Raw genomic sequence first — 26,778 nt, 5'->3', positions numbered from 1 at the left:
ACCGTCCTCACATACGGACTCACCCCAACAGGCTAGAACACCCCCGATTAGTGCACACCACACCAACCAAAACCCCTAGCCAACACCCCCTCCAACCCCAAAAACACCAAACATGAGCCAAGTCAGGAATCGAACACGCAGAGTAAAATTTGTACTGCGAAGCTCATTTGCAACCCTCCTGAAACGCATGCTGACCAAGAGTTCCGTCGACCGACAGGCTACCAGTGAATAAGCCTCCATACCGGCACAAAGCACAGTGAAGAATTCAAGCAGTAGGACGAACAGGCGGCGAGCATCGTGCGGACGGTGAAGGCGACCCCACCCAGCCCGAGCACGACGGCCATCAAAGTTTCACCCCGGACGAACGACAGGACGACCATGGTCACGACCAACAACGCCACCAAGGCACCCATCACGATGCGATGATTCATGACATCACCGCTCCCGGGAATCCGGGTGAAATAGCAGATCCCCTCACCCGTCGCGGATGTGGCGCGAGCGCTGCCGAGACGACGGGAACACAGGTCGACGAGGCAGTAGCGATGGATAACACCGGTTCCCATCAGATTCTTCTTCTTGGCAAGTTCGACTGCCGTTTCATTGCCTTCATTGAGGCTTATTCACAGGCCGCCTTCCGGCCAGCAAACCCCGTAGCCAGAGGACATTCGAGGATGGTTGTGAATAGGTCTCATTGCGTACTCCTAGTTTAATCTCCTCCCTGCCGACAGGACCTGTACCCGGGTTCAGGACCCCTCAATTGCAAGGATTCCTCCTCTCATGTCCTACTCCACCCTGATCATCCCCAAGGCAGCGGGCCCGACGGGTCCTGCTCGCCGAACACAGCCGAGCGGGACCCGCAGGGAATCACGGCAATAGGGTCCCTCGGTTCATCGCCGGCCTTTTTCCCTGGCTCCACTGGACCCAATTCCCGCAGCACATAAAGTGTTATTCATGAGGGTTGTTTCTCGGTGAAACGCCGCCAGTAACACAAAGAGCATCGACTAGTTCACGACATGATTGAGTTGCAACATAAACCAAACATGAAAGCAGCCGATGCGTTACCAGTCCACAACGGGGCTTTGCGAGGAAACAATTGACGAGATCACCTGCCGTATCGCCGATGTGATCGAGGGCCGAGGGATGGATCTGTCCAGATGCCGTATCTCCCTGCGGGACCAAGTGGTGGCCTGCCTGCTGATCCTTCGCCAGAACCTGCCCCAGATGGTGGTCGCCGACCTCCTAGGAGTCTGTCAGCCCACGATCTCCAGGATCTGGCGACGTATCACCGTCCTCCTCGAAACAGTCCCGCTCTTCCTCCCGGGCGGACTCGCCGAGGCGATCCAGCAAGGACACCTCATCCTCATCGACGGCACCCATGCCCCCTACCGGGAACCACCCAACCAGTAGACAAGCCAGCCACAACAACTACTCCGGGAAACACAAGACCCAGTGCTTTAACGTCCAGGTCGCCTCCACCGACCGCGCTGACCTCATCGCTGTCTCCGACCCAGTGCCGGGTTCCCGACACGACTTGAAGGCCATCAACCTGTGTGGTTGGCAAGACCTCCTCGACTCCTCCGGCGCCACCTGGATCGCCTACATCGCCACCACCGCCATCACCCCGATCAAGAAGCTGCCCAACCAGTCCCGCACCAACCACGACAAAGACTTCAACACAGTCATCGCCCGAATCCGCGTCAACGTCGAACACTGCATCGCACAACTGAAAACCTGGAGAATCCTGTCACACGGCTACCGCGGACGCCTCAAAGAACTCCCCGGAATCATCCAACTCGTCGCCAACCTAGAAATCCTAAGGACATACACCCACAATCAACCCCATGAACAACGCCTATAGTCGGCTGGACCTGCATTTTGTCACTGAGGCCTGTTCACAGACCACACCGACCGCAAAACCCCTGGTCGGAGCGGATTTGAGAATAGCTGTGGACAAACCCCACTTTCACGAGAACCGCAGCACCTCACCCTTAACTTTTGACCAGACCTTCCTCAGTCCCTGCAGGGGTTTCTCAAACTCCCCGCAAGGACCCGGCGACCGACCCTAGGCTCGGAAGGGTCCCGAGAGCTGGAGAGACCAGCCCGGGTCGCTTTGACGCCACCGGAGGTGTTGAAAATGAAGCAATGCAGTGGACGAATCGGCATGGTCGCCGCAGCCGCCGTCGTTTTCCTGTTGTCATCGTGCGGCGGGGACTCGAAACCGCTGAACACGGATTCGCGAGAAACGACACCCCCGAGCGCCACCAAGAGCTGGCCGTCGTTCTCCACGTCCCCAAAGCCCCAGCCGTCGGAGACCTTCAGCCCGGAGCAGCTGGAAGCGGCGAACACGCGGATCGAGTACTACCGCATCACGGATGAGATATTCACCAATCCCGATGCCGACATGCAGCCCCTGAAGGACATCGCCATCGGGGAGAGTCAGACCATACAGATGAATCATGTAAAGGAGCGCCGCGCGAAGGGTCAGGTGCAGACCGGAATCACGGTCGTCCACATCACCGGCGCCTCGGAACCGGAGGAGACGGACGGCGTGCGGAGCATCGATGTCCAGATGTGCACCGACAGCGAAAAGGTGGACATGATCGATTCCGCGACCGGGAAGAGCATCATCGTGCCGGGGCAGCGGCCTTCGTATCTCCAGTGGAATGTCACCGTGGTCAAGACCAATGACGGTTGGAAGTTCGGGGACGCCACGAACGAGACGGTGCTCAGATGTCCAGCATGAAACGCCTCCCCGCCGCCGTGGCGCTCCTCCTGACGGTGGCCGGTCTGCCCGCACAACCGGCCCGGGCCGATGCCGATGTCGGATGCGGACAACATGACAGTAGGGGTGGATCTTGCGACATCACGGTGCGGGTGCCGGGCTCCGGCGGCCAGCCCGGGAAATCCCCCACACAGCCCCGCGGGAACCCCACCGGCGGCGAGGGCGGAGGCGGCCAAGAAAGGCCGCACTGGCCCGCTGAAGGCTGCATCCAGTACGACCCCGCCACGGGAGTATGCGTCCTTTTCGCCCCCTCCGGCCCATCACCCGATCCAGCCCCGCGGGAGGCGCCAGAACCCGCAGTCCTGGCCAAGATCGCGATCGGACGCATGGACCTGAAGGCACCCGAGATCGGAATGTGGCCCTCGCCCCTCGAACAGCTGCCGGAGGGCCGCAACTACGTGGGCTGGCACAACTGGATGTGGGTCAACAATCCCGGCAGGGACACATGGGGGCCGATCACCAAAACCGTCACCGAATCCGGTTACAGCGTCACCGCAACCGCCATGGTCGCGGGGGTGACGTGGGAAATGGGCAACGGCGACACCAAGGATTGCGGCAAGGGAACGGAACACCCCGAGCACAGAACCCACGACGAGAAATCACCGGACTGCGGATACGTCTACCACCAACGCGGCGACTTCACGGTCACCGCCACCGCCCACTGGGTCATAACTGGCGCGGACTCGGCAAGAACGGCACCATCCAGATGGATCTCTCCTCGCAGGTCAACACGAGTGTGGTCGAAGTCGTCGCGGTCAATGAGGCTTATTCATAGGGGTGTTTTGGTTTCCCTCAGCTAACGCTTTATCCCGAGGGGGATGTGAGGGCGGCTTGCCCGATCTGGGATAATTCAAAGTGTAGAAACAAAAACCTCAGATGAAAGACAAGCCGCTGCCATGAATACTACCACAAGCCTTGACCGCAACCAGATCCTTGACCTGACCCCGCCCCCTTTCCCCTGCGCATGAAACGCGGCGAAACCTGGTTCGAGCGCAATTTCTACACCAACCCCTTTCCCCTTGTACATGTGGAGTGCTACACGTTTCGTGGACAGTGACGAAAAACAGGTTTAATCGAACATGTGAGGTACAAGTCTGTATTATGTCCGCATCTAAGTACAGCGAAGAGTTCAAACGGCAAGTCGTGTTGGAGGTCGTTGAGAAGTCCCGCACGATCAGCGAGGTGGCAAAGTCCTACGGTCTGGTCCCGCAAACCGTGGGAAACTGGGTGAACAAGTGGAGGAAAACCCATTCCGGCATCGAGGGTGAGGAAATGACGGCAGCCCAACTTGCCGAGTACAAGAAAATCAAAGCCGAGCTGCGTGAGGCCCGGATGGAGATCGATCTCTTGAAAAAAGCGGCGGCCTTCTTCGCGCAGGAGTCCCGGTAAAAACACGATACGCGTACATCCACCGCGAAGAAGGCAACTACCCGATCCGTTTGATGTGCCACTGTCTGGAGGTGTCGCATTCAGGGCTACTACACCCTGGCGCAACAGGGGCATGTCGGAAACCCAGAAACACCGTGAAGAACTCGCCATTTTTGTGACGTATTTCTTCAACGACTCCAAACAAACCCACCTGTTATAGACGGGTCCACAAAGTCTTGGAACGCAATGGCGTTGCAACCAGTCCGGAGACGGTGCGCCGACTCATGAGGCAGGAGGGCCTAGAGGGGGTGTCAGCCCCGCCCCAAGGCCCGCACCACCGTGCCTGCTGCCGACCTGACAGGCCGCCCCGACCTGATCGAAAGGAACTTCACAGCAGATGCTCCGGCCCGGAAACTGGTGGGTGACATCACCTATATTCACACCCGGGAAGGATTCGTGTACCCGGCAGGCCGTGACGGGGCTGCCTACTCGAAAAGAATTATTGGCTACGCCATAGCAGGGACACATGCGAACCGACCTGCCTCTAAAACGCTCTGCAAAATTGGCGGTTCGGAACTGCCAGCCCATCAAGGGTGTGACGATTTTTCATGTCGAGTCTAGGGGTCGCAGTACACGTCCGCTGACTACACCGCCACCATGAACAAGTATGGCATCCACTGCTTCGGTGGGAAGAACCGGCGTGTGCTACGACAACGCGGCAGCGGAATCATTCAACGCCACCTGCAGGAAAGAACTCGTCAACCAGCAGGATCTACCACACCAGAAGAAAAGCAATCAAAGATGTGACATCATGAGGCTTATTCATAGGGTGTAGGCGAAGACGAGCCCGGTGACGGCTTGTATTGTGGTTTCGAAAGTGTTGTAAGGGCGGCGGTAATCGGTGTGCAGAACACGCCAAGTTTTGACGTTCGCGATGACACGCTCAATGAGATAGCGGACGCGGTTGATGGTCGTATTGTTTCTTTTATCGGTGTCTGCGAGTTCACCATGGGCGGGTTTCTTAGTGGGGGTGATCATTCCCAATCCGATGTAGCCTTTGTCTCCAATATGCATCGTGGCATCAAGGGCCTCGAGGAAGCCGGATTCCTTGATTGCCTTCGCATCATGCACATTACCCGGCAGGGGTGGGGAGACCCAGGCGAGGTGCCCGGCCAGGGTGCAGGCCACCTGCAGGTTCACCCCTGTGGTGTGGTGTTTGCCTGAGTACAGCTCGGGACGGTCGTGCCATGACCAGCAGGGCGCCAGAGTACCGTCGATGATGTACTGACGGTCCCGGTCGAGGTCCCCCACACCGGGCACCCAGGCTTGGAGGGCCTCGGCGATCAAGGGGGTGTAGACCGCCACCACTCGTGAGATGGTGGCCTGGGAGACCATGAGGATGTCGGCCAGCAACTCTTGGGTGAGATTGTGTCTGAGCGTCAACAAAGTGACCTGGATACAGCGGAACAACCCCAAGGTGCGGGACCCTGCTGCGGGAAGGTTTCCGGAACGGGAGGTGTGGATCAGTTCGCACAGGTCAAGGATCTGGTCGCGGTCAAGGCTTGTGGTAGTATTCATGGCAGCGGCTTGTCTTTCATCTGAGGGTTTTGTTTCTACACTTTGAATTATCCCAGATCGGGCAAGCCGCCCTCACATCCCCCTCGGGATAAAGCGTTAGCTGAGGGAAACCAAAACACCCCTATGAATAAGCCTCCATGGATTGAACTCTGTTACAATCAGACCAGGCTTCATTCCGCGATCGGGTACCGTACCCCGAACGAAGTCCATCAAGATATGGGGGAAAACCAAGACGGCAGCCTAAACCATAATTCAAGTTTTTCACTGCCGTCCACAAAACCTATGGCAGTCCAATGAATCGCGGAAGAAAAACGGTTCAACGGGCGGGTTCAGAGGGTGTGCGCAACAACGGTTTTTGGAGGTGTGTTGTGCGGTTGGATGAGCGGCGTCGTGGGTTGATGTTGGTGTTGTTGGGGCAGGGTCGGTCGTGTCATTCGATCGCGCGGGAGTTGGGTGGTAGTCCTTCCACTGTGCGGAAGGTGGCTGTCGAGGCGGGGATGGTGTTGTCGAGGGGCCGGGTGGGAGGGGTTGGTGGGTTGAACGAGTATCGTTACAGTCCGCGGCGGCGTCAGCGGCGGTTTCGGGGGACTCCGGTGTTGGAGGTGGGAGAGCCAGCGCAGTGGCGTGACGGGCAGGGCCGGTTGACCCTGGCGGGGCGGATCCTGATCGAGGTTCGGGTCGGTGACCGGGTTCCGCTCTCCCGGATCGCTGCAGAACTCGGTGTCCACCGTTCCACGGTCTCCAGGGAGGTGAAGCGTTGTCCTGGCCGGTACCGGGCCCAGCCGGCGCAGCGGCTGGCAGACTGGTCACGTCGGCGTCCCAAGGACAGGAAGCTGGTGCTCGGGACATCGTTGTGGGACGAGGTGGTGACACGGTTGAACAACAAACATTCCCCGCAGCAGATCGCTCACCGGCTGCGTCAGGACTTCCCGGAGGACCCCACGATGTGGGTCAGTCACGAGACGATTTACCAGGCCCTCTACGTCCAGGCCGCCGGCGGGCTGCGTCATGAACTCACCGTCGAGAAAGCCCTGCGTTCCGGACGTACCACCCGAGGTCCCCGGTCACGGCTGTCCGGGCGGGGTAGCCGTAGCTGGATCGGTGAGGCCACCATCACCAACCGTCCGGCCGAGGTCGAGGACCGGGCAGTTCCTGGGCACTGGGAAGGAGACCTCATCATCGGCAAGGGCGGCACCTCGGCCCTGGTGACCCTCAACGAACGCACCACCCGCTACACCATGATCCAACGGGTCACCAGTCATGACTCCACCACCGTGACCGACGCGTTGATCCAGATGGCCCGCCGACTCCCGGCCACCTTGATGACGACCCTCACCTGGGACCAGGGCATCGAGATGGCCCAACACGCCCGCTTCACCCTCGCCTCGGGCTGCCAGGCCTACTTCTGCGACCCCCACTCTCCCTGGCAACGCCCCACCAACGAGAACAGCAACGGCCTGATCCGGGACTTCTTCCCCAAAGGCACCGACTTCACCCACATCACCGACACCCAGGTCCAACACGCCGAAGACCTCCTCAACACCCGACCCCGCCGAGTACTTGACTGGGCCACACCAGCCGAGAAAATGGAACAACTACTCAACGTTGCACACACCACTTGAAACCGCCACGTCGTGTGGCGACGTTGAACCGTCGAACCTCCGCGATTCGTGCTCGGGGGCGGGGGATTGGTGGTCGGGTCCGCTGTTCGCCTGCCAGTGGTTTCGACACGGGCTGCTCCTTCGTCGCAGCCCGGCTCAACCGGCTTCGTCTTGTCCTGAAGCAGGTTGAACCGACCTGCGAGCGTCAGCGAGCCGGTCGTGTCGAAACCAACTCACACATGTCCGGGGAGCCGTGACCAGGCCTGATGTTCAAGCGCCGAGGGCTTCGACACGGGTCGCGCATTCCTCACGACCCGTTCAGCCGGCCAACCACTCCAGTCGGCCCGCGACCCTTCGCACCGACCCTCCCGGCACTGCGGCCGGCCCCTGGCCCCGCCAGGCCAGCACGAGGTCGTCAACGGCGGCGACGTGGACCCGGGTCGCCTCGCTGCCGTGGTTCCGCAGCCAGCCGAGCAGCACCCGACCCCGGAGAGCGTCCGGCTGCCCGGCGAGGATGGCAACGTCGAGGGCATCACCCGGACCGGACCTATCGGGCGGCTGTGGAGTGGATGCGGAACGAGGCGAATCGGCATCACCCCAACGAGCCCGGACGAGGGCGAGTTCCGCCAGCTCGTCGAGGAAGTCGGCATCGCCGCGGGCCAGGTCGGCGGTGCGGGCCAGGCCGACGGCGACGTCGCGACCGAGCTCCGACGCCAGCAGCGCCAGCGCCGACCGGGCGCGCACCCGCGCGAACCGCGGGTCGGTGTTCATCGGGTCGTCCCACCACTCGACCCCCCATTCGCGGCAGGCCGCCTCGGTCTCGGCGCGCCGGATCCCCAGCAGCGGCCGCAGGAAAGGGCCGCGCCGAACCGACATGCCGGCCAGCGACCGGATGCCGGAGCCGCGCAGCAACCCCAGCAGCACCGTCTCGGCCTGGTCGTCGAGGGTGTGGCCCAGCAGCACGGGATGCCCGTCACCTGACAGGGCCTCCAGGCGGGCGTGCCGGGCCGCCGCCTCGATCCCGCCGTCGCGTCCCACCTCGACGCGCCGCACCTCGACGGCGATGCCGCGCGACGCCAGCGCCCCGGCCGCCCGTGCCGCCACCTCGGCGGAACCGGGCTGCAGGCCGTGGTCGACGACGACGCACCCCACCTCGGAGCGCGTCCGGGGTGCGGCCCACGCGGCCCCCAGCGCGAGCGCCATGGAGTCGGCGCCACCGGAGACACCGACGACGACGGGACCGGCGGGCAGCAACTCCGCCACCGCCCGCCCGACCTTGAGCGCGGCGGGTCCGAGTTCACGCCTGGCCACGGCGCCCCTCAGCCATGGACCCGCCGAAGCCAGGCGTCGGGATCGGTGATCTCCGCCACGGTGGGAAGGTTCGCGGGCCCCGCGAAAGCGGCGGTCAAGGCCCCCATCCCGGCCCGGCGATCCACGTGCTGGCAGAACGCCAAACCGTCGCGGTACTGGAGGCCCTTGTCGAGGCCTGGTATCAGACGTCGCCAACCGGTGCCGGCCGCCGGACGGGCGAAGGCCGCGCGCAGCCTGCGCACCGAGGGCACGTGAACCGTCCCGGCGGCGTCCGCGACCAGGTCGGCATGACCCTCCAGGAGGGTCATGGTGGCGGTGAGGGCGCCGAGGTGCCGCTGCCCCTCGGCGGTGACCAGCAGCGAGGTCACCCCCCGGCCCGCGAGGATCCCCTCCGTCATCTCCGCCGGGGAGGGATCGTCGACGCTGAGCGACGCGATCAGCTCCTCGACGTGGCCGAGCAGCCAGGGCGCAGAATTGAACTGCACCGCGTGGGTCTGTTCGTGGATGCCCACCCACAGCCGCAGGTCGTCGGGGTCGAGGCCGCGTCCGCGCCGCACCTCGACGATGCTCGGGGCAACCAGCATCAGCCGCCCCGACCAGGGGTCGTACTGGCCCAGCAGACCCCGCCCCATCGTCGCGAAGGAGATCCCCGCGACCAACCCGTAGCCGATCCCGGAGACGGTGCGTCGCGGACCGGCGGGCTGCTGCTCGAGCGGCAACCGGCCCAGCAGGTCGTCGGCCATCGCCGCGGCCCGCCTGGACCATCCGGGGCGGTCCACCACCGCGACCTCCGCGGCGGCCGGGCCGCCAAGCCGTGAGTGCTCGACCGCCAGGTCGCCGGCCCGCCGGGCCGCGGCCCTGAGGGCGGCGACCTCACGCACCGCCTCCGGTCGCGGAATCCCGGGTCCCGGGTCGGTGAGGAGCCGCTCGACGGCCCGTGCCAGCGGCCAGGAGACGTGGGGTCGGCGCTGCATCAGCAGCCGCACCCCGTGATCAGGGCCGCTCCCTGGTCGCTCCACACCTGGGCTGCCCAGCCGTTGGTGGAGCCGTTGGTCATGAACGCCAACGCCACCTCGCGGCCGTCGGCGGTGACGGTGGTCCCGGCCAGGGTGGACACCAGTGACAGGGTGCCGGTCTTGGCCCGCACGATGCCGCGGCCCGCGGTGGAGATCTCGTCGTCGAAGCGGTTGGCGAGCGACCCCGAGACCCCGGCGACGGGGAAACCCTCCTGCACGACGGAGGCCCCGGGGGTGATCATCACGTACCGGACCACCCCGGCCAGCATCGACGCGGTGACGTGGTTCTCGCGGGTCAGGCCGGAACCGTCGTGCAGCACCGCCCCCTCGTGCCACAATCCCAGGCGGGTGAGTTCCTGCTGCACTGCGGCGGCCGTCCCTGCGAACGTGGTCGGTTGGCCCAGTTTGCGGGCCAGCTGCATGCCGAGCACCTCGGTGTAGGAATTGTTGGAGGTTTCCATCGCGGCCGCGGCCAGGAGGTGAACGCCGGGTGAGCTGACCTTCGCGATCTCCTCCCCGGAGCCCGTGGCCGTCGCGGGGTTGCCCTCGACGGTGATGCCCTGCGCGGCCAGCTGGGTGGCGAAGATCCGGGCCGCGTCGCCGGCGGGGTCGGTGGAGCGCACCTGGTTGGCGTCGCGACCCTCGTCGGCCCAGAGCGCGGAGATCGGGGTGACCTGGTCGCGGTAGCTGGATGGCCAGGTGGTGGCCCACGACTCCTGGAACAGGGAGGCGTCGTATCCGAGGCTGACCGTGCTCAGGCCCTGCGACTTCACCTTTTCCGCGGTTCTCGCGGCCAGATCCTCCAGCGAGGCGCGTTTCGGATACCCGTCGGAGGCGGCGGAGGCCAGCAGCGGATCACCGCCTCCGACCAGCACCAGCTGCCCGGGGGCCGGGGAGACGACGGTGGTGTCGAAGGTTTCGGTGCCGTCGAAGACCGACAGCAGGGCGGTGACGGTCAGCAGTTTCGTGTTCGAAGCGGGGATCAGGAGCTGGTCGGCGTTGGAGGCGGCGAGCACCTCCCCGGTTTCGATGTCTAGGACCTGGTAGGCCAGGTTCAGCGACGTCCCCTCCGGCACATCCTTGGTCAGGGCGGCGACGTCCAAGGAATTGAGGCGCTGCTCCAGCACGGCGCGATCCGGGATCTTGCCGGGTGTTGCCTCCGGGGCCGAGGGAGCGGGACCAGCCGGGGTCGGCTGCGGTGGCGGCGTCGGTGAGGACGGGGATGCGGCGACGGAGGCCGGCGCCCCGGCCTCGAACGAAGCCGCTCCGTGAAGAACCGCGGCGGTGAAGACAACCACCAGCAGCGCCCCAACCACCCCCCAGATGATCACGGGACGCCACGGGATGTTCTGGGGGGACAAATCGACGCTCCTCGTCCGGTAGAGTGCTTGACCACTGGCCGCCAGCGGTCGGCGGCGCATCAATCATAGGAGTGACAGTGAGCGACGACGTCATCGAGAGCATTGAGATCTTCAACCCCGAGAGCCGGGTGCTGTTCGATGTCACGGTCGAGATCCCGAAGGGAACCAAGAACAAGTACGAGATGGATCACCTCACAGGGCGCATCCGCCTGGACCGCACCTTGTTCACATCCACCCAGTACCCCTACGATTACGGTTTCATCGAGGGCACCCTCGGGCTCGACGGCGACCCCCTCGACGCCATGGTGATCGGCGCCGAGCCCACCTTCCCCGGCTGCCTGATCCAGTGCTACGCGGTCGCGATGTTCCGCATGACCGACGAGATGGGTGGCGACGACAAGGTGCTGTGCGTGCCAACCGCGGACACCCGCCGCAGGCACCTGAAGGACCTCGATTCCGTGGCCGAGCACATCCTTCTGGAGATCGAGCACTTCTTCAGCGTCTACAAGGACCTGGAACCGGGCAAGTCCGTCGAGGGCGCCACCTGGGCCGACCGCAAGGAGGCGGAGGAGGAGATCATCGCCTCCATCGAACGCGCGAAGGGCACCTCCTTCGAGCACCACCACGTCAACCTCGCGTGAAACCGACGAGGCATCGAAGAACCGTAGCGGTGGGCATCACGTACGTCCTGAACGGAACGACGGGGAGGATCAGCTCGCCACCACACCGGCAAGGATCCTCCCCGCACCCGCCAACAGGAGACACCCGGTCGCGGTGACGACCGCATACGCTGCCGCCCGCCAGCCCCGGAGGAGCCGCACGGTTTGCAGGCAGGCCGTCGAGAACGTGGTGAACCCGCCGCAGAAACCGGCCCCGGCGACGGCCACGACCGCCGCATCCGCAGTCGAGACGAGCCCCATCAGCAGCGAACCCGCAAGGTTGATACCCAACGTCGCCACCCATGCGGGCCCGTGCCGCACCACGGCCAGATCCACCAGATAACGGGCCACGGCACCCGCTCCCCCAGCCAGTGCGACGAGCAACGACATCACGTCCGGGTCCGCCCAAGCCGAACCAGCCGCGTTCCCAGACGGCGTCCCAGCCACGCCGCACCCACCCCGGCCGGCACCTCGAACACCAGGATCGTCAAACCCGTCACGGAGAGCCCCTGTACAGCCAGTGACGACCATGAGGTGAAGGCCCCGACCCCGCCGACGACCAAGAAACACCGCAGCCGTGGCCGTCGCGACCCGAGGATCGCATCCAGTATCCCGAGCAGCGCGCACCCCAGCAGGTTGGCCACCGCCAGACCGGCGGCGGGCCCCAGCAGGAGCACGACCTGACGTGCGGCGGTGCCGACGAACCCCCCGGCGAGGACGGCGAGGAGATCAGCGGGACGCGAGGTGAACACACGGCGACGATACCCCCGGATCATGTTCCCAGCCGCGGGGATGAGGGGATGTCACACACCATGCGGTTCTTCTGTCCACCGCCTGCGGGATCACGAGGGGCTCACGCTAGGCTACGGCCGTCCCGGGCCCCGTCGAACGCCCGAGACGGAAGGAAAACCCGGTGAAAACCATCAAGTTTCGCGTCCGCAACCCTGTGAAGTGGCTGTCCCCCCTGATCTGCGTGGTGTATCTGATCGGTGTCGTTGTCCTCGTCGTCCAGAACCACGAAGACATCTATGTCCTGACCAATGGCTCCGGGGCCCTGCTCATGCTGCTGCTGTCCCCCGCGCTCGCGCCGCTGTTCCTGCTCCTGTGGCTGCTCGACCCGGTCCGTCAGGTCCGCATGGGTGAGGGCCGGTTCGTGCTCGCGCAGGGCAAGGACGTGCTGGGGCAGATCGGCTACTCGGAGATCGCGCACATGCGCCTCACCGGACGAAATCACCAGCTCGACGTGTTCGACCATGCTGGCGTCAACAGGATCCACATCGAACCCGCGGTGTTCTGGCGCAACGGCAGGGGCGAGGCCGTCACGGCCGCCATCGTCGATTTCATGCGCACCCAGCTTCCCCATGTGGAGAAGTACGTCGAGCAGGGGAAGGGTCAGAAAGCCTACGTGGAGCGCTACGTCGACTGCTTTCCACCCCAGACGCCCCCGGGGCCACAGCAGCCCGCATGGCAGCAGTCCCCGACCCAGCCCGCATGGCAGCAGCCCGCGCAACAGAACACCTACCAGCAGCCCCAGAACACCTACCAGCAGCCCCAGGACCAGTCGGGCTGGCGGTGATGCCGCCGGGCGAGAACTCTTCAGGGCGTGGGCGTAGGGTTTTGCCCCGTGAATGATCCGGTGATCCTGGCCCAGGAGCTGCGCAAGTCCTACGGCAGTTTCGAGGCGGTGCGTGGCATCGACTTCGAGGTCGAGCCCGGGACGTCCTTCGGGCTGCTCGGCCCCAACGGGGCGGGCAAGTCCACCACCATGCGCATGATCGCCGGGGTCTCGCACCGCTCCGGCGGCCAGCTGCGCATCCTCGGGATGGATCCCGACGAGCAGGGACCGCGGATCCGCGCCCACCTCGGGGTCGTGCCGCAGAACGACAACCTCGACGCCCAGCTCACGGTCCGCGAGAACCTCATCTTCTACGGCCGCTACTTCGGCCTGCCGAAACGCTGGCTGGCCGCCAAGGCCGAGGAGTTGGTCGAGTTCGCGCAGCTCACCGACAAACGCGACTCCCGGGTCGACGACCTCTCGGGCGGCATGAAACGCCGCCTCACGATCTCCCGGGCCCTGGTCTCCGACCCGCGCATCATGCTGCTCGACGAACCCACCACGGGCCTGGACCCGCAGGCCCGCAACGTGCTGTGGGACCGGCTGTTTCAGCTGAAGGAAAAGGGCACCACGCTGGTGCTGACCACCCACCACATGGACGAGGCCGAGCAGCTCTGCGACCGGCTGATCGTCATCGACCACGGCGTGATCGTCGCCGAGGGCAGCCCACCGGAGCTGGTACGGGAACACGCCGGCCGCGAGGTGGTGGAGCTGCGTTTCGGTTCCACCCGCAACGCCGGGGCCGCCGAGCGCATCGCAGGCATCGGGAACCGCATGGAAACCCTCCCCGACCGGATCCTGGTCTACTCCGACGACGGCGAGGCCGCGCTGCGCACCATCATGGAACGCGGCCTGGAGCCGAACTCGTCGCTGGTGCGGCGATGCTCGCTGGAGGACGTGTTCCTGAGGTTGACTGGGAGGTCGTTGATTGACTGAGACCCTCTCCCCCGTCGATCACGACGCCCAGGCCGCGCAGGTCGCGCGCTGGGGCGCCTTCCATCACGCCCGCAACGTCGTCATGCAGCTGCGTTCCTGGTGGGTGAGCCTGTTCGCCATCGGCGCCCTGGAACCGCTGCTGACGGTGCTGGCGTTGGGGGTGGGCCTGGGAGTGGTGGTGGATGCCGCCAGCCCGGGGGCGCTCGGGGTGCCTTTCCTGCAGTTCGTGGCGCCCGCGATGCTGCTCTCCTCAGCCGTGCACGCAGCGCAGGCCGAGAACACCCTCGGGGTGTTCTCCAGTTTCAAGTGGCACGAGCTGTACCAGGCTGCCGCCTCCACCCCCACCACCCCGTCGCAGCTGGCGGAGGGACACTGGCTGGGCTCGACGGTGCGTTACCTCATCAACTGCGCCACCGTCATCGTGGTGCTGCTGGTCTTCGGGGCCATCACCCCCGCGAGCGTGCTGGTCCTGCTTCCCGTGGCGGTGTTGACGGCGTGGTCGTTCGGCAACCCGGTGATGGCTTGGACGGCCCTCCAACACGACGAGAACGGCCAGTTCTCCATCTTCTCGCGGCTGGTGGTGCTGCCGTTGACGCTGTTCTCCGGCACCTATTTTCCCCTCGACGTGCTGCCCGGCTGGCTGCACCCGCTCGGCTGGATCTCGCCGCTGTGGCACGGGGTGAACCTGGCCCGCATCCTGACCCTCGGGCAGGCCGCGCCGGCGTGGCTGCCGTTCGTGCACGTCGCCTACCTGACCGCGCTGACCGTCGCCGGGTTGTTGCTCGCCCGGCGATTCTTCCACCTGCGGCTGACCGGGGCCCTGCCCCACCCCCGCCAGAAACGAACCAGGAAGCGGGTCGCGTCGGAACCAGTGGTTGTGAAGCCGGGCGGGCTGCCGGACGGCCAGTCGATGCTGCCCGGGACACGCCACTCGGCCTCGTTCAGCGGCAGATTCCCCGTCGTCGCGGCCCGGGGCCTGAAGGCGAACTGGGGCACCAGCAGCCTGCTCATGGCCTCGGGGGCGGTCGAACCGGTGCTGTACCTGCTGGCGATGGGAATCGGACTGGGTGCCTTCATCGGTCAGGTGCAGTCGGGGACCAGTTACGCCGCCTGGATCGCGCCCGCGCTGCTGGCCACCTCCGCGTTGAACGGGGCGGTCATGGACGCCACCTGGAACGTGTTCATGAAACTGAAATTCGACAAGCTCTACGAGACGATGCTCAGCACCTCGCTGGGGCCGCTGGACGTGGCGCTGGGCGAGATCACCGTCGCCCTGGTGCGCGGCGGCATCTACGCCACCAGCTTCGTCGCCGTCATGGCGCTGCTGGGTCTCGTCGGGTCGTGGTGGGTGCTGCTGGCCATACCGGCGTGCCTGCTGATCGCCTTCGGGATCGCGGCCCTGGGGATGGCGGCCACGTCGTTCTGCCGCACCTTCCAGCAGATGGACTGGATCATGCTGGTGCTGATGCCGATGTTCATGTTCTCCGGCACCTTCTACCCCGTCGACGTCTACCCGGCCCCGATCGCGGCGGCGGTGAAATGCCTGCCGCTGTGGCACGGCATCGAGATGCTCCGCGACCTCAACGCCGGCGCCGTCAGCTGGCTGACCGCAGGTCACGCCCTCTACTTCGTCGTCCTGGCGATGCTCGGGGTGTGGGCGGCATCGCTGCGCCTCAAGGCCCTGTTCCTGCGATGAGCCCCTGCGGCGTCGCGACGTGAAAGACTTGCCCCCATGTCGTCGTACCTGTTGTTGCGCAACCCGTCCGCGAATCGCGTCTACGCGGGCGAGGCGGCCACGCTAACCGCCGCCGAACTGGAGATCACCGCCCCCTTCGTCTCGGGGATCGCGCAGGCCGAGGTGGCGGGCGTCGACTACCTGGCCTTCGACGCCGAGCACCTGGGACGCGACGAACTGGCGGGCATCGCGCGGCAGTCGTCGGCATTCGCATTGTTCCAGCGCGACGGCGACCTGCTGCGACCCGTCGCGCTGCCGCACACCGATGTCCTCGACGACGACCTCGTGACCATCCCCAAATACCAAGGAAAGACCAACGAACAGTTCACCCGGCTGCTGCTGAACGTCACCGTCGCGGCGGCCAGGCGCAACGCCCCCCACCGGGTGCTCGACCCGATGGCCGGGCGCGGCACCACCGTCTCGACCGCACTCATCGCGGGCTGCGACGCCTTCGGAGTGGAGGCCGACGACAAGGCCTTCGACGCGATGGCGGCGTTCTACAAAACCTGGCTGCGCCGCAAACGCATCAAACACACGGCCGCCGTCACCCCGGTGCGCCGCAACGGGACGCGCATCGGTCGTCGCTTCGACGCACGCATCACCGTCGACAGACGGGAGCTGGTGGCGACGGTGTTCACCGGGGACGCCCGCTCGTCGGGGTCGCTGTACGGGAAGAAACGTTTCGACGCCATCGTCACCGACGCCCCCTACGGCGTGGTGCACGGATCGACGTCGGGCGGACGCAGGTCGCGCACCCCGGCGCAGCTGCTGGCGGAGACGATCCCGGTGTGGGCGGGGCAGCTGCACCCGGGAGGGTCGCTGGGGATCAGCTGGAACACCCTCGGCATGCCCCGCGAGGACCTGGCGGCGCTGCTGGCCGACGCCGGCCTGGAGGTCCTCACCGGCGGGGCGTGGGACCGGTTCGCGCACCGCGTCGACTCCTCCATCCGCCGCGACCTCATGGTCGCCGTAAAACCGGTCGCCACTGACTGAAAGATCACGCCGCCCGAGGACCACGCCGACGGATCCCACCCTCCACCTCACCCCATCCGTCGGTTTGCTGGCCTTACCACCGGTTTGCTGGGCTTGTTGATGTTTGCCTGCGCTGTGAGGCCAGCAAACATCAACAAGCCCAGCAAACAGGGAATAGGGCCAGCAAAACGAATCAGGGGCGACGGACCGGCGCCAGCGGAGCTCGTAGACTCACCCCATGCGACGACTCGTGCTGATGCGCCACGCGAAAACCCGGGCCAGCCATCCCCGCGGCGACCACTCGCGGGAGCTGCTGCCCACCGGTATCCAGGACGCGCAGGAGGCGGGCCTGCAGCTGCGTCCCCTCGGCCTGGAACACGCCCTGGTCTCCACCGCAACCCGCGCCCGGCAGACCTTCGCGGCGCTCGGCCTCGACATCCCCGTCGAGTACCTGGACGACCTCTACTACGAGGGTGCCGACGCCCTCCTGCGGCACATCGGCGAGACCGACCCCGCCGTGAACGGCCTGCTGGTGGTGGGGCACGCCCCCACCATTCCCGCGCTCGCCGCCCAGCTCGGCAACGCCTCCGACAGCCGGGAGGCCGACCGTCTCCAGTGCTGGTACCCGACGTCCACCTTCACGGAGTTCACCTTCGACGACGACTGGTCCAGCCTGGCCCCCTTCGAACTGGGACACGTGAAGATGGAACGCACCATCCGCCGCTGAACCTCCACGTCGGGATGGTTTCGACACGACCCACTCGCTGACGCTCGTGAGGATCGGCTCAACCAACTGCCCCCTTTCCGAAGCCGGTTGAGCCAGCACGTGAGCGAAGCGAACGGCTGAGTCGAAACCACCCCACACCCGGCAGCCAAAACCCGACCACAACACCCCGGACAAGGTCACCATGGTTTCGACACGACCCACTCGCTGACGCTCGCGGGCCGGCTCAACCAGCTTTGGGACGAGATGGTTGAAATCGCATTCACATTCCCGTCCGTCACAGGCTAGGCTTGCCTTCGTCATGGAGATTCGAGATCCGGAGGTCGAGTGTTTCTCGCCAACCTGCTCATCGCTCTCAGGGAAGGCCTCGAAGCGGCGCTGGTCGTCAGCATCATCGTGGCCTACCTGGTCAAATCGGACCGCCGCGACGCGCTGCCCAAGCTCTGGGTGGGCGTCGGCCTGGCCGCCCTGGTCCCGCTGATCGTCGGCGCCATCCTGACCTGGGGACCCAAAACCCTCACCTTCCAGGCCCAGGAGATCCTGGGCGGTTCGTTGTCCTTCGTCGCCGTCGGCCTGGTGACCTGGATGATCTTCTGGATGGGAAAGAACGCCCGGGAACTCTAGGGCGAGATCGAGGGTTCCCTGTCCAAGACCCTGTCCGGGGACTCCTCCGGCTGGGGGGTCGTCTGGATCGCCGTGATCGCGGTCGGCCGCGAGGGTGTGGAGACGGCCCTGTTCGTGTGGGCGACGGTGCGTTCCAGCATCGAGAACTCCACGATGCAGACCACCCTGGGGGTGCTCACCGGGCTGCTCATCGCCATCGTGCTGGGCGTGCTGCTCTACCAGGGCGCGGTGCGCATCAACTTCCGCGTCTTCTTCGCCGTCACCGGATACTTCCTGGTGCTGGTGGCGGCGGGCATCGTCGCCTACGGCGTCGGGGATTTCCAGGAGGCCGGTGTCCTGCCGGGCATCATGGACCACGCCTGGGATCTCTCCGACCACCTGCCCGCGACCACGTCGCCACTCCACTGGCTCTACGTGCTGCTCCAGGCGATGTTCCAGTTCAACCTGCAGCCGACCGTCCTGCAGGTGGTTGGCTGGCTCCTCTACATCGTCCCGGTGCTGGTGCTACTCACCATCCAGATCCGGGGCCCGAGACGCCGACCGGAGGTCACGGCCCCTGCCGAATGAGTTCCACAAACCCGAAACCGTCGACGACCGATTCCCGTCGGTCGGTTCGTCGCCCTGATCCATGTCATTCGGTCACGACCATCCGGGCGTGACCCTCACCATCGATACGCCAACAACCGCCGAAGGAATACAGATGCCGAACCTCGCACGCCGAAGCATGCTCACCCTGTTCCCCCTCGCTGCGGCGGCCGTCACCCTGGCCGCCTGCACCGACAACCCGAGGAACTCCACGCCCAATGCATCCGGATCCGGTGGTTCCGGCGGGCCCCAGGAGATCACGGTCACCATCACCGACGACTCGTGCCAGTTCTCCAGCACCTCGTTCCCCTCGGGTGTGATCACCTTCACCGTCACCAACAACGGCTCCTCCCCCAACGAACTCGAGATCCTCACCGAGGACAAGCTCCAGATCGTCTCCGAGCAGGAGAACATCGGTCCCGGAACCACCACGAAGATGACCACCGCCCTCAAGGAGGGCACGTACTACGGCGCCTGCAAACCGAACATGGTGGGCCAGCTCAAGGGCGTCACCCAGCTGACGGTCACCGCGGGCGCGGAGGTCACGGTCAGCGAGGACGAGGCCAAGCTGCGTGAGGAGGCCGTCACCAAGTACACGGCCTACGTGCGTGACCAGGCCGGTCAGCTGCTGACCGCCACCCAGGACTTCGTGACCGCCTACCTCGCCGGCGACACCGCCAAGGCCCAGGCCCTCTACCCGCTGGCCCGCCAGCACTACGAGCGCATCGAACCCACCGCCGAGTCCTTCGGCCTCGAACAGGCCGGCGACATCGACGAGGCCCTGGACGCCCGCATCCAGGACCTCGCCACCGACGCCGGCAAGTCCGTGACCGACAAGGAGGTCATCGACGCCTGGACCGGTTGGCACCGCATCGAGGCCGACCTGTGGGCCCAGGACGCGGCGAGCCCCTTCAAGTTCGCCGACGACGCGTCACGCAAGGCCGCCGCCGACCAGCTCAACGCCAAGACCAAGGACCTCTACGACCTCGTCTACGGCAACATCAACGGCACCGGCGGCAAGAAGTTCGAGCTGGAGCTCAAGGACGTCGCCACCGGTGCATCCTCCCTCATGGAGGAGGTCGCCAGCACCAAGATCGTCGGCGAGGAGGAAACCTTCTCCCACACCGACCTCTACGACTTCAAGGCCAACGTCGAGGGCGCCCAGGTGGCCTACGGCAACGTCGAGGACATCGTCAAGAAGAAGGACTCCGCGCTGGCCGAGAAGATCACCTCCCAGTTCAAGACGGTGGACGAGCTCGTCGCGGCGCACAAGTCCGGGCAGACCGCGGAGGGGCAGGACACCTACGTGGACTACTCCACGATCGCGACGGTCCAGAAGGACGCCGGCGAGGCCCCGGACAAGAACTCCTACACCGAGGTGCAGCGCCAGTTCTCCGACGCCGTCAACGCCCTGAGCGAGTCGCTGTCGAACGTGGCCGGGCTCGTTCTGTAAATCGACCAGCAACAGGTACGTCCTGGAAGGAGTGGACAGTGAGCGACAAGCCGATCGACGAATCGGGCGAGTCGAAGGCCGTCGACGAGGCGACCGGGCCGGAATCTCCGACCCCGGACCAGCCGGACAGTCAGGAGCAGGCGGACCGCCAGGAGCAGGCGGTCGCCGACGGGGCCGGTGACGAGGCCCCCGGGAGCACCGGGTCCGGGGATCCGACCCCTGCCGGCAAGCGGGGCACCAGCCGTCGCGCCGTGTTCGCAGGCACGGGCATCGGCGCTGCGCTGGCGGGGATCGCGGGTGTCGTCGGCGGCCGGGCCTGGGAGGCGTCCACGCGTCCCGAGGAGGCCATCCTCACCGTCTACCCCTTCCGGGGCGACCACCAGGCGGGCATCACCACGCCCGCCCAGGACAACATGTTCACCGCCGCCTTCGACGTCTCCACCACCGCGAAGGTCGAGGACCTCAAGAAGCTCCTGTCCGACTGGGCGGTGGCGGCCGAGCAGATGTGCGCCGGGGAGCTCATCGGCGGCGAACCCAGCTCCAACAAGCAGTTCCCGCCGAAGGACACCGGCGAGGCGTGGGGGTACAAACCCAACGGCCTGACCATCACCTTCGGGGTGGGCAAGAGCCTGTTCGTCGATTCCCAGGGGCAGGACCGGTTCGGCCTGGCCAGCAAACTGCCGGCCATCCTGAGCGAGGGCATGCCGTCGTTCCGGGGGGATCAGCTCCGAGCCGCCCAGTCCGACGGCGACCTCCTCGTGCAGGCGTGCTCCAACGACGCCCAGGTCTGCGTCCACGCCATCCGCAACCTGGCCCGCATCGCCTTCGGAACGGCCGCGCTGAAGTGGAGCCAGGTCGGCTACGGACGCACGTCGTCGACCTCCGTCGACCAGGAGACGCCACGCAATCTCTTCGGTTTCAAGGACGGCACCAACAACATCAAGGCCGAGGACAGCACGGAGCAGCTCAACGAGCACCTGTGGGTCCAGTCGGGCGACGACGCGGGATCCTGGATGGCGGGCGGCACCTACTACGTGGCGCGCCGGATCCACATGTTCGCCGAGATCTGGGACCGCATCCGCCTCATCGAGCAGGAACAGATCATGGGGCGCGACAAGCGTTACGGCGCCCCGTTGAGCATCACCACCCCCACCAAGTCGTCGGAGGAGTTCACCGCGGTGGACTACGCCGCCAAGGACGACAGGGGCGAGACGCTGGGCCCGGAGGACGCCCACATCGCCATCGTCTCGCCGGAGCAGAACCAGGGCCGCAGGATGCTGCGCCGCGGCTACAACTACACCGACGGCACCGACTCCCTGGGGAGGCTGCAGACGGGCCTGTTCTTCGTCGCCTTCGTGCGCGACCCGCGCACCAACTTCTACCCGATCCTGGATCGCATGACGAAGAGCGATGCCCTCCAGGAGTACCTCCAGCACGAGGCGTCGGCCCTGTTCGCCATTCCCCCGGGCTTGAAGAAGGGTGACACCATGATCGCGGCGGCCCTCTTCGAGTAGGTATTCCCACGCCGACCGGGCCGGCTCCGGTAGCGTGCTGGCATGAAGATACCCAGGGAGACTCGTCCCCGTCCGACGGCACCGCCCGTCTATCGGGCCGACCCGTCCAAGATGTCAGAGGCGGACGCCCGCTCCTGGGGCATCGACGACGTCCTGGACTCCATCTTCTTCGCCATCGCCGCCGTCGCCACACTGTGGCTGGCCTGGTTGCTCATCGGATCCGGCTGGCATCTGGAACCGCTGCTCGTGGTCAACTCCCTGCTGTTCTGGGCGGTCCTGGCCTATCTCGCCCTGCCCCGGCTGCACCAGGTGCTCACCTGGCTCTACGTGCCCGACTACTTCATCGGTCGCACCCGCACCGCCGACGGTCTCCTGGGGGATCCGGTCAACCTCGCCGTCAGGGGCGACGAGGAGGACATTCACGAGGCGATGGAGGCCGCGGGCTGGGTGCGCGCCGAACCCATCACGCTGCGCACGTCCTGGCGCATGGTCGTCTCCGCGCTGCTGCGCCGCTCGTACCCGGCCGCTCCCGTCTCCAACCTCCTGCTGTTCAAGCGCACGCAGAGTTTCGCCTACCAGAAGGAGGTCGAGGGCAACCCCTCGCAGCGCCACCACATCCGCTTCTGGTACTGCCCTCCCGGCTGGGTTCTTCCCGGCGGGGGCCGCGTGGACTGGTTGGCCGCCGCCACCTACGACCGCGCTGTCGGGTTGAGTGTCCTCACCTTCCAGGTCACCCACAAGATCGACGCGGACATCGACATCGAGCGGGACTTCGTCGTCGATGACGTGCGGTGGGCCAATGCCGCCGCCGAACTCGAGATCTGGCCCGATTTCTTCACCGCGTATCACGACAAGAACGGCGGCGGGGACCGGGTGGTCACCGACGGTGCCCTCCACGTCCTCGACCTCAACGAGGTGGTGCCCGGCTCCGATTCGGGCCGCTCCCTGGAGCTCGCCCACCGGGCCGACCTCGAGGCCCGGCGCCGCCGCCCGCATCAGCTCGTCATCGCACTCGTCCTCATCGGCCTCATGGTTCTGGTCGATCTCTTCCAGATCGCACGACTCGATGTCGCCGATCTCCTGGAGACCGGGACGGCGTCCGTCCCGGACCACGAACTGACGACGATCCTGCTCGGGACGGCGACAGCGGTGTCCACCATCATCACGCTGGTCATCGCGTCCCTGGGCGTGGCGACCTGGCGCGGTCACCCACGCGGTCGCATCGCCCTCATGGCTTTCCTCGTACTGGGCATCGTGACCGACATGGGGAGGGTTTCCGGTCTCGGGGTTCAGCGCGCCACCTTCGATCTGGTCGTCACCAGCGCCCTCCAGGTTCTGGCCCTTCTGGCGATCTCGGCACGGCAGGTTCACCAGTGGGAACGAGCACGCAAGAAGGAACGCCAGGCGACCCGGAAGACCCGGAGGCTCCGCGGCCGATGAACCGGTCCGAGTCGAAACCATCCCACACCCCACATCAGTCCCCAGACACACGCACGAGGTTTCGACACGGTCCACTCGCTGCCGCTCGCAGGCCGGCTCAACCAGCTACTCCGTGAGGAACGGCCAGGCCCGGAAGGCCTTCTCGAAACCCGATTCCGCCCTGGACGACAGGTCCTCGAAGCGGGTCAGTTCCAGGCGACGCCTGCCGGGGGTTCCGGCCCGTCTCCACGACCCCACCACGCGACCTCCCAGAACGGCGCCGCGTTTGAACATCCCGTTGTTGCCGGGGACGAGTTTCGGGTGGTCGCGTTCGGTGAGGGCGAACAGGCGGTCCTGGTAGCCGAGGATGAACTCGTCGAAGCCCGGCAGCAGGAGTGGCCGCGACACCGACCGCCCGGCCTCGGCGACCTCGTCGGCCAGCCCGGTCCGCTGGTAGCGGGGTTCGTCGCCGGGCAGTTCCTCGAAGCGTTCCCGGATCAGCGCGAACGCCCGCCGGGCGGCGCCGAGGGGCAGTTTGCTCCACCAGGAGAAGTCGCGCAGCGTCGCGGGGCCGCGGCTGGTCAGGTAGCGGTCGAGCAGTTCGGCGCAGGCGGCGTCGCGGTCGGCGTTGAAACGATCCTCCAGCCCGGCGCCGGCGGGCAGCCACGTCCTCGTGAGGGCGAGGTGCTGGTCGCCGTCGACGACCGGCCCGTAGCAGAGCATTCCGGTGGCGATGTGCTGGAAGGTCATGTGATAGTTCGCACCCCGCACCTCCGACAGCCCGGCCTCGGTCCAGCGCGCGTGCAGTTCCGCGCGGGGTCTCGGCCCGTCGGCCAGCAACTCGGCTGCGATCTCGGCGGAACGTTCGAGATGCCCCGCCGAAATCCCGCGGCCCTTGAGGATACGCGCCGACTCCCGCAGCGATTTGTCCGCACACAGCTGCGTGATCCACCGGGCATCGGCGGCGGCCATCAGGAAAACGGTGCCACGCATCGGGTAGCCGCGCACGATCTCACCCCGAGCGCAGGCCGCCACGACGGCGTCGATGCCGCCGCTGCGCAGCGCGATCGACGCCAACACCCCGGGCAGGTCCTGGCCCTGGTGCGCGCCGAACGCGGCCGCCACCTCGACGGGACGCTCCCAGCGGCGGACAACGAGCCCCTGGGAGACGAGCCGGGCGCGGGCCAGGGCGGCGTCAACCATCGTTCACTCCGCCCGGAACCGGCCGTGGACGGTGACCGCACGGTGGATCTCGTCGGGTTCCACGACCCCTCCCCCACCCTCGGGCGCCGCGGCGGCCATCACCATCGCCTCGCCGTGGGCGAGTTGCGGATCCGGTCGGCGGTCGGAGAGCTCGACGCAGACGCCCACCTCCGCGCCCGCCGCCCGGGCCATGACGTCGGCGCGGCGACGGGCCGCCCGCACCGCCTCGGTCAGCAGCTCGTCCTCCAGCCTCTGCTCCGTCCCCGGGGTCAGTTTCCAGGACGTGTGATACACCTCCACACCGGGTGCCGATCCCCACTCCACCGCGAAGTCCGCGAGCGCCTGGAAGTCCCGGAAGACCAGCGTCGCCCCGGCGGAGGCCCGGTACCGCAGGGCGCCCCTGCGCTGCGACCGCCACGTGCACACCCGCACCGGTTCCAGCGTCCACGAGGCGACGGCCTGCGGGTGCAGGGGCGCGACGGCCTCGGCGAAACGCTGCGCCAGGTCGGAGGTGAGGTCCACGACGATCTCCCGGTTCTCGCCCTCGTGTTCCAGTCCCAGCCGGAGCTCCCCCAGCTCGGGTTGAACCCGCCGTTCCGCACACCCCTCGACCAGAATCTCCATGCCCAGATCCTACGGAATCGCGCCGACGAGAAACCCGGCGAACACCGGAGAGGAGAAGACCAGCAGCCCCCCCTCTCACGCCGTGGGGGGTGGGGCGGTGCTGCCCCGCAGGACGAGTTCGGTGGGGATGATGATGCCCCGGCTGCCGTCGCGCACCCCGGAGGCCACCTGTTCCAGCACGAGACCCACCATCTCGCGGCCGTGGCGTCTGAAGTCCTGGCGCACGGTGGTCAGCGGCGGGAAGCTGTACTCGCCGACGTCGAGGCCGTCGAAACCGACGACCGAGACGTCGCCGGGCACGCGCCTGCCCTGTTCGTGCAGGGCCCGGATCAGGCCGAGGGCCAGTTCGTCGTTGGCGCAGAACACGGCCGTCACCTCCGGGTCGGCGGCCAGGCGACGGCCTGCCGCGTAGCCGGCCGCGGCGCTCCAGTTGCCGGGGATCGGTTCGGGGACGGGCAGCCCCGCCTCCCGCAGGCACCGGGCCCAGGTGGCCCTGCGGATCAGGCTCGACTGGGAATCCTTCGGTCCGCACACGTGCTGGATGGTGCGGTGCCCGAGCCCCAGGAGGTGGTCGACGGCGTCGCGCACCCCGCCGACCTGGTCGGCGCTGGCGGAGGGGTAGTGGTCCACGAGCGTGGAGTCCGAGACCGCCACCGGCATCGACGGCGGCAGGGCGAGGTGTTCGCGGCCCGCCCGTCCGGCCTGCACCACGACGAGACCGTCGATGGCCTGGTGGGAGAGCCGGTAGACGGCCTGGCGCAGGTCGTCGGAGGCGGGGCGCTCCACCTGGACGAGGTTGACGGCGTAGTCGGCGGCGGTGGCGGCCTCCAGCACACCCGCGGTGGTGAGGGCCTCGCCGGTGCGCTGGATCTGCTGGGTCAGCACGCCGATCGTCCTGAAGGAGCCCCGCCGCAGGGCCTGCGCCGCGCGGTTCGGGGAATAACCCAGCTTGTTCATGGCCCGCTGCACCTTCTCGCGGGTGTCCGGGCGCACGTGTTCGGAGCCCGTCGCCACGCGCGAGACCGTCTGCACGGACACGCCGGCCAGACGGGCCACGTCACCCATTGATGGCGCTCCCTCCGCGCTCCGGCGTTGCCTCGGCATGACGGGAGGCTATCAGGAGCGCGACAACGACCCCCACCCTAGTTCTTGGTGACGTTATCATGATAGATCATTTCACCGCATCAGTTTCGTGAGATTTTCCCTGGAAAATAGCACTTTGGAGAGGATCTCCAGTATCATGAGAACGTCAACATAAGGACGTCGCACGGCTGCGCGTCCCCTGTGCCCGTCGACCCTCAGGGAGCCCGAACGATGATCGTTCCCGGATACTTCGAGGACCTCGGTGTCCTCCACGAACACACGCTGCCGCCCCGCGCCTATTACGTGCCGGCGTCCGCCCCCGCCACGTCGAACCCGTGGGAACGGGAGGAATCCGACCGTTTCCACCCGCTCAACGGCCGGTGGGCCTTCCGGTACCTGCCCAGCATCCACGACCTCACCGAACCCTTCTGGGAGACCTCCGCCGCCGTTCCGGAAGGATTCGCCACGATCCCGGTGCCCAGCACCTGGCAGCACCTCGGATACGACCAGCACCAGTACACCAACGTGCGCTACCCCATCCCCTTCGATCCACCCCACGTGCCCCAGGACAACCCCTGCGGCGCCTACCTCCGCGACTTCGACCACACCCCGGAC

27 protein-coding genes and 1 pseudogene are annotated in these 26,778 nt (G+C 66.3%); 18 read left to right on the top strand and 10 right to left on the bottom strand.

Features of this window, described 5'->3' with window-relative positions; all coding sequences use genetic code 11:
* Positions 1-218 precede the first annotated feature (218 nt).
* Entirely contained in the window at positions 219-563 is a 345-nt protein-coding gene (locus E0E39_RS00995; protein ID WP_130873079.1) for a hypothetical protein, read from the bottom strand.
* 577 nt (positions 564-1,140) lie between these two features.
* Between E0E39_RS00995 and E0E39_RS16215 the strand changes: the two genes are divergently transcribed.
* From E0E39_RS16215 to E0E39_RS16710, 6 genes are all read left to right on the top strand, one after another.
* On the top strand, positions 1,141-1,407 hold the full coding sequence (locus E0E39_RS16215; protein ID WP_245988157.1) for a transposase family protein: 267 nt from the start codon (positions 1,141-1,143) through the stop codon (positions 1,405-1,407).
* The gene (locus E0E39_RS16210) at positions 1,376-1,858 is read left to right on the top strand and encodes a transposase family protein (protein WP_245988156.1); all 483 of its coding nucleotides are present in this window, start codon (positions 1,376-1,378) and stop codon (positions 1,856-1,858) included. Before E0E39_RS16215 ends, E0E39_RS16210 begins: the two co-directional genes overlap by 32 nt.
* 276 nt (positions 1,859-2,134) lie before the next feature.
* Positions 2,135-2,743 carry a hypothetical protein gene (locus E0E39_RS00985; RefSeq protein WP_130873078.1) on the top strand — a complete coding sequence of 203 codons (609 nt, stop codon included), beginning with the start codon at positions 2,135-2,137 and terminating at the stop codon, positions 2,741-2,743.
* Positions 2,740-3,582 (top strand): hypothetical protein, encoded by an 843-nt coding sequence (locus tag E0E39_RS00980; RefSeq protein WP_130873077.1) that lies wholly within the window; start codon positions 2,740-2,742, stop codon positions 3,580-3,582. Before E0E39_RS00985 ends, E0E39_RS00980 begins: the two co-directional genes overlap by 4 nt.
* A 301-nt stretch (positions 3,583-3,883) precedes the next feature.
* Positions 3,884-4,171 carry a transposase gene (locus tag E0E39_RS00975; protein ID WP_130873076.1) on the top strand — a complete coding sequence of 96 codons (288 nt, stop codon included), beginning with the start codon at positions 3,884-3,886 and terminating at the stop codon, positions 4,169-4,171.
* A 161-nt stretch (positions 4,172-4,332) separates the two neighbouring features.
* Entirely contained in the window at positions 4,333-4,575 is a 243-nt protein-coding gene (locus tag E0E39_RS16710; protein ID WP_130875584.1) for an IS3 family transposase, read from the top strand.
* Between the two features lie 397 nt (positions 4,576-4,972).
* Here the strand turns inward: E0E39_RS16710 and E0E39_RS00960 are convergent, their stop codons facing one another.
* The gene (locus E0E39_RS00960; protein WP_130873074.1) at positions 4,973-5,728 is read right to left on the bottom strand and encodes a transposase family protein; all 756 of its coding nucleotides are present in this window, start codon (positions 5,726-5,728) and stop codon (positions 4,973-4,975) included.
* Between the two features lie 602 nt (positions 5,729-6,330).
* Between E0E39_RS00960 and E0E39_RS00955 the strand changes: the two genes are divergently transcribed.
* Positions 6,331-7,350: an IS30 family transposase gene (locus E0E39_RS00955; RefSeq protein ID WP_245988155.1), complete on the top strand. Its 1,020-nt coding sequence runs from the start codon at positions 6,331-6,333 to the stop codon at positions 7,348-7,350.
* Positions 7,351-7,647: 297 nt separating this feature from the next.
* Here the strand turns inward: E0E39_RS00955 and tilS are convergent, their stop codons facing one another.
* From tilS to dacB, 3 genes are read right to left on the bottom strand one after another with little or no spacing between them, the layout of a single operon-like run.
* Entirely contained in the window at positions 7,648-8,640 is a 993-nt protein-coding gene (gene tilS / locus E0E39_RS00950; protein ID WP_130873073.1) for a tRNA lysidine(34) synthetase TilS, read from the bottom strand.
* Between the two features lie 8 nt (positions 8,641-8,648).
* Positions 8,649-9,614, bottom strand: a complete 966-nt coding sequence (locus E0E39_RS00945; protein ID WP_130873072.1) for a zinc-dependent metalloprotease — start codon at positions 9,612-9,614, stop codon at positions 8,649-8,651.
* Entirely contained in the window at positions 9,614-11,017 is a 1,404-nt protein-coding gene (gene dacB / locus E0E39_RS00940) for a D-alanyl-D-alanine carboxypeptidase/D-alanyl-D-alanine endopeptidase (protein WP_130873071.1), read from the bottom strand. Before dacB ends, E0E39_RS00945 begins: the two co-directional genes overlap by 1 nt.
* Positions 11,018-11,094: 77 nt before the next feature.
* Between dacB and E0E39_RS00935 the strand changes: the two genes are divergently transcribed.
* Positions 11,095-11,658, top strand: coding sequence for an inorganic diphosphatase (locus E0E39_RS00935; protein WP_130873070.1), 564 nt, complete (start codon positions 11,095-11,097; stop codon positions 11,656-11,658).
* A gap of 69 nt (positions 11,659-11,727) precedes the next feature.
* Here the strand turns inward: E0E39_RS00935 and E0E39_RS00930 are convergent, their stop codons facing one another.
* Together E0E39_RS00930 and E0E39_RS00925 are read right to left on the bottom strand one after the other, a co-directional pair.
* A complete protein-coding gene (locus tag E0E39_RS00930; RefSeq protein WP_130875583.1) occupies positions 11,728-12,066 on the bottom strand; it encodes a fluoride efflux transporter FluC in 339 nt (112 codons plus the stop codon).
* Positions 12,066-12,428 carry a CrcB family protein gene (locus tag E0E39_RS00925; RefSeq protein ID WP_165444585.1) on the bottom strand — a complete coding sequence of 121 codons (363 nt, stop codon included), beginning with the start codon at positions 12,426-12,428 and terminating at the stop codon, positions 12,066-12,068. The genes E0E39_RS00930 and E0E39_RS00925 overlap by 1 nt, the downstream gene beginning before the upstream one ends.
* A 161-nt stretch (positions 12,429-12,589) precedes the next feature.
* On the opposite strand from E0E39_RS00925, the gene E0E39_RS00920 reads away from it, so the two are divergent.
* The 9 genes and pseudogenes from E0E39_RS00920 to E0E39_RS00880 all read left to right on the top strand — a co-directional run bounded on the left by E0E39_RS00920 (position 12,590) and on the right by E0E39_RS00880 (position 23,274).
* Positions 12,590-13,252, top strand: a complete 663-nt coding sequence (locus E0E39_RS00920) for a hypothetical protein (RefSeq protein WP_130873068.1) — start codon at positions 12,590-12,592, stop codon at positions 13,250-13,252.
* 48 nt (positions 13,253-13,300) lie between these two features.
* Positions 13,301-14,227: an ABC transporter ATP-binding protein gene (locus E0E39_RS00915; RefSeq protein ID WP_130873067.1), complete on the top strand. Its 927-nt coding sequence runs from the start codon at positions 13,301-13,303 to the stop codon at positions 14,225-14,227.
* A complete protein-coding gene (locus E0E39_RS00910; RefSeq protein ID WP_130873066.1) occupies positions 14,220-15,923 on the top strand; it encodes an ABC transporter permease in 1,704 nt (567 codons plus the stop codon). The genes E0E39_RS00915 and E0E39_RS00910 overlap by 8 nt, the downstream gene beginning before the upstream one ends.
* Before the next feature lie 36 nt (positions 15,924-15,959).
* Positions 15,960-16,955, top strand: coding sequence for a TRM11 family SAM-dependent methyltransferase (locus E0E39_RS00905; RefSeq protein WP_130873065.1), 996 nt, complete (start codon positions 15,960-15,962; stop codon positions 16,953-16,955).
* 217 nt (positions 16,956-17,172) lie between these two features.
* A complete protein-coding gene (locus tag E0E39_RS00900) occupies positions 17,173-17,661 on the top strand; it encodes a SixA phosphatase family protein (RefSeq protein ID WP_130873064.1) in 489 nt (162 codons plus the stop codon).
* A gap of 324 nt (positions 17,662-17,985) precedes the next feature.
* Positions 17,986-18,849 (top strand): annotated as a pseudogene (gene efeU / locus E0E39_RS00895) (iron uptake transporter permease EfeU).
* Between the two features lie 133 nt (positions 18,850-18,982).
* Positions 18,983-20,320, top strand: coding sequence for an iron uptake system protein EfeO (gene efeO / locus E0E39_RS00890; protein ID WP_130873063.1), 1,338 nt, complete (start codon positions 18,983-18,985; stop codon positions 20,318-20,320).
* 38 nt (positions 20,321-20,358) lie between these two features.
* Entirely contained in the window at positions 20,359-21,834 is a 1,476-nt protein-coding gene (gene efeB, locus E0E39_RS00885; protein ID WP_130873062.1) for an iron uptake transporter deferrochelatase/peroxidase subunit, read from the top strand.
* Between the two features lie 42 nt (positions 21,835-21,876).
* Entirely contained in the window at positions 21,877-23,274 is a 1,398-nt protein-coding gene (locus E0E39_RS00880; protein WP_245988154.1) for an LssY C-terminal domain-containing protein, read from the top strand.
* Positions 23,275-23,379: 105 nt separating this feature from the next.
* Here E0E39_RS00880 and E0E39_RS00875 read toward each other — a convergent pair whose 3' ends face one another.
* From E0E39_RS00875 to E0E39_RS00865, 3 genes are all read right to left on the bottom strand, one after another.
* Positions 23,380-24,456: a winged helix DNA-binding domain-containing protein gene (locus E0E39_RS00875; protein WP_130873061.1), complete on the bottom strand. Its 1,077-nt coding sequence runs from the start codon at positions 24,454-24,456 to the stop codon at positions 23,380-23,382.
* 3 nt (positions 24,457-24,459) lie between these two features.
* A complete protein-coding gene (locus E0E39_RS00870) occupies positions 24,460-25,080 on the bottom strand; it encodes an SIMPL domain-containing protein (RefSeq protein WP_130873060.1) in 621 nt (206 codons plus the stop codon).
* 75 nt (positions 25,081-25,155) lie between these two features.
* Entirely contained in the window at positions 25,156-26,184 is a 1,029-nt protein-coding gene (locus tag E0E39_RS00865; RefSeq protein WP_245988153.1) for a LacI family DNA-binding transcriptional regulator, read from the bottom strand.
* Between the two features lie 210 nt (positions 26,185-26,394).
* Here E0E39_RS00865 and E0E39_RS00860 point away from each other — a divergent pair.
* Positions 26,395-26,778: sugar-binding domain-containing protein (locus E0E39_RS00860; protein WP_342770184.1), on the top strand; the 384-nt coding region annotated here is incomplete at its 3' end.

The organism is [Pseudopropionibacterium] massiliense (assembly GCF_900607225.1).
Classification (GTDB): domain Bacteria; phylum Actinomycetota; class Actinomycetes; order Propionibacteriales; family Propionibacteriaceae; genus Arachnia; species Arachnia massiliensis.
Note: the sequence above shows the minus strand (reverse complement) of the source record. Positions and strands in the feature narration are given on the sequence as shown.